This window comes from Desulfuromonas acetoxidans DSM 684 (assembly GCF_000167355.1).
GTDB classification, from domain to species: Bacteria; Desulfobacterota; Desulfuromonadia; order Desulfuromonadales; family Desulfuromonadaceae; genus Desulfuromonas; species Desulfuromonas acetoxidans.
The window spans coordinates 1-5,803 of the sequence record NZ_AAEW02000046.1 but is presented as its reverse complement, the minus strand read 5'-3'; the positions used below and the strand labels follow the sequence as shown (position 1 = coordinate 5,803).

7 protein-coding genes and 3 tRNA genes are annotated in these 5,803 nt (G+C 49.9%); 4 read left to right on the top strand and 6 right to left on the bottom strand.

The annotated features are described in order from the left end of the window. Nucleotides 1-61 precede the first annotated feature (61 nt). Entirely contained in the window at nucleotides 62-664 is a 603-nt protein-coding gene (locus tag DACE_RS16780; protein ID WP_006003364.1) for a peroxiredoxin, read from the top strand. Nucleotides 665-885: 221 nt separating this feature from the next. Here the strand turns inward: DACE_RS16780 and DACE_RS16775 are convergent, their stop codons facing one another. From DACE_RS16775 to DACE_RS16765, 3 genes are read right to left on the bottom strand one after another with little or no spacing between them, the layout of a single operon-like run. Beyond that, nucleotides 886-2,046, bottom strand: coding sequence for an MFS transporter (locus DACE_RS16775; RefSeq protein WP_006003362.1), 1,161 nt, complete (start codon nucleotides 2,044-2,046; stop codon nucleotides 886-888). Next, entirely contained in the window at nucleotides 2,043-2,804 is a 762-nt protein-coding gene (locus DACE_RS16770; protein WP_040367947.1) for a DUF3108 domain-containing protein, read from the bottom strand. Before DACE_RS16770 ends, DACE_RS16775 begins: the two co-directional genes overlap by 4 nt. Next, on the bottom strand, nucleotides 2,801-3,745 hold the full coding sequence (locus DACE_RS16765; RefSeq protein ID WP_006003358.1) for a calcium/sodium antiporter: 945 nt from the start codon (nucleotides 3,743-3,745) through the stop codon (nucleotides 2,801-2,803). Before DACE_RS16765 ends, DACE_RS16770 begins: the two co-directional genes overlap by 4 nt. A gap of 207 nt (nucleotides 3,746-3,952) precedes the next feature. Here DACE_RS16765 and DACE_RS16760 point away from each other — a divergent pair, with 207 nt between their 5' ends. The 3 genes from DACE_RS16760 (at nucleotide 3,953) to DACE_RS16750 (ending at nucleotide 5,453) form a co-directional block, all read left to right on the top strand. Then, entirely contained in the window at nucleotides 3,953-4,270 is a 318-nt protein-coding gene (locus DACE_RS16760) for an ArsR/SmtB family transcription factor (RefSeq protein ID WP_006003356.1), read from the top strand. 188 nt (nucleotides 4,271-4,458) lie between these two features. Further along, nucleotides 4,459-5,007: a nitroreductase family protein gene (locus DACE_RS16755; protein WP_006003354.1), complete on the top strand. Its 549-nt coding sequence runs from the start codon at nucleotides 4,459-4,461 to the stop codon at nucleotides 5,005-5,007. After that, on the top strand, nucleotides 5,004-5,453 hold the full coding sequence (locus DACE_RS16750; protein WP_006003352.1) for a thioredoxin family protein: 450 nt from the start codon (nucleotides 5,004-5,006) through the stop codon (nucleotides 5,451-5,453). The genes DACE_RS16755 and DACE_RS16750 overlap by 4 nt, the downstream gene beginning before the upstream one ends. Before the next feature lie 63 nt (nucleotides 5,454-5,516). Here the strand turns inward: DACE_RS16750 and DACE_RS16745 are convergent. The 3 genes from DACE_RS16745 to DACE_RS16735 all read right to left on the bottom strand — a co-directional run bounded on the left by DACE_RS16745 (nucleotide 5,517) and on the right by DACE_RS16735 (nucleotide 5,771). Continuing rightward, a tRNA-Asp gene (locus tag DACE_RS16745) sits at nucleotides 5,517-5,593 on the bottom strand. Nucleotides 5,594-5,599: 6 nt separating this feature from the next. Then, nucleotides 5,600-5,675, bottom strand: a tRNA-Val gene (locus DACE_RS16740). A 21-nt stretch (nucleotides 5,676-5,696) separates the two neighbouring features. Continuing rightward, a tRNA-OTHER gene (locus DACE_RS16735) sits at nucleotides 5,697-5,771 on the bottom strand. Nucleotides 5,772-5,803: the final 32 nt, after the last annotated feature.

The window sequence follows — 5,803 nt, the reverse complement described above, 5'->3', positions numbered from 1 at the left end:
TCAACAATTAAAACGAAGCAATAACGTTATCACTGACAATAATCAAACAAGGAGAATGAACATGAGTGTACTGGTTGCACAACAAGCCCCCGAATTCACCGCCCCCGCAGTTATGGCTGATGGCACGATCAATCCCGAATTCAAACTGAGCGACCTCAAAGGAAAATATGTAGTTCTGTTTTTCTGGCCAATGGACTTCACCTTTGTCTGCCCGTCTGAAATCATTGCCCACAACCATCGTGTAAATCAGCTTAAAGAGCGTGGCGTTGAAATTGTCGGCATCTCCATTGACTCCCAGTTCACCCATCTGGCATGGCGCAACACCGCTGTTGAAGATGGCGGCATTGGTCCGGTTGAGTTCCCAATGGTCGCGGATGTCAAGCATGAGATCTGCCAAGCGTACGGCATTGAACATCCTCAGGCCGGGGTAGCCATGCGCGCTTCCTTTATCATTGATCAGAACGGTATGGTTCAGCACCAGGTGGTAAACAACTTGCCCCTGGGCCGCAATATCGACGAAATGGTGCGCATGATTGATGCTCTGCAGTTCTTTGAACAATATGGTGAAGTCTGCCCGGCAGGCTGGAACAAGGGCGACGCCGGCATGAAAGCCTCTCCGGAAGGTGTTGCTGAATATCTGAGCGAGCACGCAGAAAAACTGTAACAAGACTCTCCCCCACCCTGCAGCACAAAAAAATCCCGCTTTTTTAAGCGGGATTTTTTTTGCCTGTTGCCAAACAGTCTCGTCGAGCCCAAGGATGGGCGAACCAAAAACAAGAAAAGGTTTAACACCTTGTTTTTGGAGTAAAGCAAAACCGCGTTTTTGCGTAACGGTCATGACAAAATCCATGGACAAATTTTGTCACCAAGCTGAATCCCGCTTTTTTAAGCGGGATTTTTTATGCCTGAAACATCGGTGCGGATCCACTGCACCGCCACCAACGAAATACCGCTCATAATGGAGCCGGCAATAAACGGAATGGAATAGTCAATCATCCATAACGCGCCACCAATCACCGGCATCACCACTGCGGCAACATGGTTAATGGTAAAACCGACGGCCATACTCGGAGCCACATCGCGTGGGTCGGCGACCTTTTGGAAATAGGTGCGGATGGCCATGGCAAAAGAAAACAGGATATGGTCAATGACATAAAGCCCCATCACCACCCACAACGAATCGGCCCAGGCATAGCCAAGAAACACCGCGATCAGGCTGCCATACTCCAGCGACAGGACCTTGCGTTCGCCAAAGCGGACAATCGCGCGACCAATCATGGGACTGACAAAGTAATTAATCAGGTTATTAACCACGAACAGCGCAGCAACCTGCGTCACACTGCAATCAAACTCCTTGACCAGCAGGAAGACTGAAAAGGCGATAAAAATCTGCCGCCGCGCACCAGCCATACAGGTGAGAAAGTAAAACAGAAAGTATTTGCGACGGAACACCATCCTCTGGCGCTGTGGCACCACGTCGGCACTGGACGGATTTTGACACAGTCCCCACAAACCGACTAAAGCGACGGCCACCCCGATGAGAATAAAAATTGTCTGATACTCAAGGAACAAGCCGAGGACGAAAACTGTCAGTCCCATGGCAATATTCACCGCAGATGTCAGACTTTTCAAGCGGCCGAAGATCAACGGTGATGTATGGATATCAAAATACTGCAGGGTCAACGATTGATTGGTGGTCTCATAGTAATGGAAACCAAAACTGATCACCAAAGTGGAAAAGATCAGCCCGCCATAGCTGGGTAAAAAACCGGTAACCACACTGCCCACACCAACCACAACGACGGACAATGCCGCCAGACGATGTTCACTGATCACCAGCAGCACATAAACAACGAGCAGGGCCAGCAACCCGGGAATCTCCCGCACAGAGCCGATCACACCCACCTGCTGACCGTTCAACCCGGCCACATCAACAGCAAAGTTGTTAAAGAGAATCATCCAGGTTTGCAAGCCCATGCTGGAAGCAATGGTCAGCAAAATAAGAAATTTCAACATGGCCGGTTGGCCAAAATCGGACTTGATCATGATGACTCACTTATTCTCTGAATAACAACCTTGCCGAGTCCCCACAGAAAAGGAGCCTCGGCTTTGACCACCCGTCTCTGGTCATCGCACCACACGGTGAGTGAGGTGCTGTTTCCCGGTAGACGACCATCGGCAGAGGTAATTCGGCACCGCCAGAGAACGCCTGGAGATGCAGCACGCTCCAGTGATTCAACGCCTTCAACCTGAACCACAATACGCCCCATCCCCTGCAGGGTAAAAAAAGGATAGCGATACTCTTGTGCAACCCGCAAGGGCCCGTCTTGATGTTGAAAAGCATAAAGAACACTGAGGAAATCGCCGTAACAGTTCGCAGGGATTTGAAACTTGCGCGTTTCGACGACCTCGCCGCCCCAATGGCGTCGTGCGGTAACGCGACCCTCTTCATCAAACAGCGTTGACCAGCCGTATTGAATCCGCCGGCCACGTGAATCGATATGGGTTGACTGGCGATGCGACAACGTGACAACACGCCCATCGCTGTCATATTGAATCATGGAGGTGTAACACTGCTGACGATTTCCATCCAACAACGCCATCATCCCCAATGCATCACCCGCCAGTTCAATCTGCATCCGCTGTCCATCAAGAGTGCATGTTTCCAGCGACAGTTCTCCCAAGGTTCCAAGCAAAAAGTGCTGACATCGATACCGCTCTACCAGGGTGGCGTCACCAGCTGCGAAAGCTTGAGAACAAGCAACAATCCAAACAACGACAAGAAGAGAGCGCAGAAGACTCATCGCAACGTCATGGCGACGATAAACAGAACATAGGAAACGACCAAAACAGCCCCTTTCCAACGGCCAATCACATGGCGATGCCAGCATAACGGCACCAGGGCAACACTGAACAGCATCACCACCGGCAACTCAAGGCGCAGGATCGACGGTTCAACCGCAATCGGTTGAAATATTGGACAAACACCCAACACAAAAAGGATATTGAAAATATTACTACCGATCACATTGCCGATACTGATATCCATCTCCCCTTTGGCGGCACTCATCAATGACGCCGCCAACTCGGGCAGACTCGTTCCGAGAGCCACAATGGTCATGCCGATGAACAGCTCAGACAACCCAATGGATCGCGCGATGATCACGGCAGAGCTAACCATCCAATTCGCACCAACACCAAGACCGACAATTCCGCCGACGACATAGAGCACATCGCGTCCGCGATGACTGACTTCGGTTTCTACCAAAGATTCCGGCGCTTCAGGGTTCAGTCCGGCCTGCCGTGCGAAACGCAGACAGTAGCCAATAAACAATGCCAATAAAACCAGCAGAATCACACCATCGGCACGGTTCAAGCCACCATCCACACACAGTCCATATAGAACCGACGTGGCAACGATCATAATGGGCAACTCACGCCACAACAAGCCACGCGGAACGTTCAGTGGCATCAACAGTGCCGAAGTCCCAAGAATCAAACCAATATTGGCAATATTTGACCCGACAATGTTTCCGACAGCAATATCTGACGAGCCTTTTCCCACTGCAAGCAAAGACACCATCATTTCCGGCATGCTGGTGGCAAAGGACACAATCGTCATACCAATAATCAGCGGACGAACGCCAAATGACAATGCCAGACGAGAACTGCCGTCAACCAAAAAGTCTGCACCGTAATAGAGCAAAACCAGCCCGACGAAAAACAAAACAATTGTAAAAGTCATGAATAAACCTCAGAAAAACCGATGACGGGACAGAAAGACTAACGCCTTAGCAACGCTGAAAACGATACGCACAACCTCTTGAAAAGGCAAGAGAAATAGATTTTTTAGTCTTGACGAAAAAACCTTTTTCCATCTATATTCATATATTCAATTTTTAGCGCCACCATCTGGTGGCATACTCTGTGGAATAGCTGGAAGGATTGAAGCATGAAACCTGTTGTTTTTGACAAAGACCAAAATTACGATCGGGAAGCTGAAATCCTCAAGGTTCTCGGTCATCCGATTCGTCTGAAAATTATTGCCGGGCTGATCTCCGAGGCCTGTAATGTCAAAAAAATCTGGGAGTGTCTGCAATTACCACAGGCGACAGTCTCCCAACACCTGGCCCTGCTAAAGAACAAAGGGATTATTGAAGGGCAACGAGACGGCGTTGAAGTCTATTACCACGTCGTTTCCGAACAGGCCCGACAGATTGTTCAATGCCTGTTTACCATTGAAGGCTGTGGTGGGAGAAAAAACGACTGATAATTTTCATATTCGGCCACAATGAACATCCGTTTTGTTGTGGCCGGTTTTACACTGCCTGTTCATCCCCGCCAAATCCCTGTTCACCCTACCGGATCTCCCTTATTGCAGTCTCATGCTATTTTGTCCACCGCCTGGAACTGTGCTACACTTTGTACATAAATTGACTATAACGAAAGGAACTGACAATGGAGCTATTTGATGCCATTTGTCTGCGCCACAGCTATCGTGGACCTATGGAACCCACCCCGGTTCCACGAGAGGATTTAGAACGCATTGTTGGAGCAGGAATTCGCGCCCCCTCAGGAAAAAATGCTCAAACAACACAATTCATCATCATTGACGATCAAGAGGTCCTAAGCGTCTTACAGGGCTTACATCCGGCCAATAAAGCCATGCAGCAAGCACCGGCAATGATTGCATGCATCATCGACACGCAACCGGATAAGATCTACGAAGGATACGACTTTCAACTGGAAGATTGTGCTGCGGCAACAGAAAATATGCTGTTAGCAATTACAGCCCTTGGCTATGCCAGTGTTTGGATTGATGGCTGGTTGCGCGTTGAAGGGCGCGCTGAGACTGTCGCCTCCCTTCTTCATCTCCCCGCAGGAAAAAAAGTGCAGATTTTGCTGCCCGTTGGCCGCCCCAAAGAACAATGGGACCAAAAAGAACGACGTCCGTTTTCGACACGTGTCAGTTATAATCGCTACCCCCAACCCCAGGAGCCACTATGAAACGCAGATTTCTTATTGTCTTATGCAGCGTCTTGCTGCTTGCTTTCACCCAATCGGCATGGTCAACAGAAGCCACCTGGCTGGAAAACATTGACCAGGCAAAAGCCATCGCCCAGAAAGACAACAAAACCATCTTTATCAACTTTAGCGGCTCTGACTGGTGTCACTGGTGCATCAAGCTGGATAAAGACATCCTCAGCAAGCAGGAGTTCATCGATTACGCCGAAAAGAATCTGGTGTTGCTGAAAGTCGATTTCCCTAAGAGGACTCGGCAAAGCAAGGAACTGGTTGCCCACAATGAAGCTTTAGCCCGTAAATACAATGTCCGCGGATTTCCAACGGTCGTGCTGCTGAATTCACAAGGCAAACAGGTGGGTGTCACGGGTTATCGCTACGGCAGCGTTGCCGATTACATTGATCACCTTCAAACCCTGATCACGCAATAACGACAGCAACATAAATAGGCACAAAAAAAGAGGAGTGATGAAATCACTCCTCTTTTTTTATAATGGCGGGGCTGACGGGACTCGAACCCGCGACCTCCGGCGTGACAGGCCGGCGTTGTAACCGACTCTACTACAGCCCCTGATTATGGTGGGCGAAACAGGGCTCGAACCTGTGACCCTCGGTGTGTAAGACCGATGCTCTCCCAGCTGAGCTATTCGCCCATAGTGTTTTCTATTATCGAATGGCGGGGCTGACGGGACTCGAACCCGCGACCTCCGGCGTACAGGCCGGCGTGTAACCGACTCTACTACAGCCCCAACTGGACCGAGCTCATTCTCGACCGCACCCC

What these genes read in the sequence shown, in the direction of transcription:
- DACE_RS16760 (WP_006003356.1), top strand. Translation starts at nt 3,953, where the DNA reads ATGAAACCTGTTGTTTTTGACAAAGACCAAAATTACGATCGGGAAGCT.
- DACE_RS16775 (WP_006003362.1), bottom strand. Translation starts at nt 2,046, where the DNA reads ATGATCAAGTCCGATTTTGGCCAACCGGCCATGTTGAAATTTCTTATT.
- DACE_RS16770 (WP_040367947.1), bottom strand. Translation starts at nt 2,804, where the DNA reads ATGAGTCTTCTGCGCTCTCTTCTTGTCGTTGTTTGGATTGTTGCTTGT.
- DACE_RS16750 (WP_006003352.1), top strand. Translation starts at nt 5,004, where the DNA reads ATGAAACGCAGATTTCTTATTGTCTTATGCAGCGTCTTGCTGCTTGCT.
- DACE_RS16780 (WP_006003364.1), top strand. Translation starts at nt 62, where the DNA reads ATGAGTGTACTGGTTGCACAACAAGCCCCCGAATTCACCGCCCCCGCA.
- DACE_RS16755 (WP_006003354.1), top strand. Translation starts at nt 4,459, where the DNA reads ATGGAGCTATTTGATGCCATTTGTCTGCGCCACAGCTATCGTGGACCT.
- DACE_RS16765 (WP_006003358.1), bottom strand. Translation starts at nt 3,745, where the DNA reads ATGACTTTTACAATTGTTTTGTTTTTCGTCGGGCTGGTTTTGCTCTAT.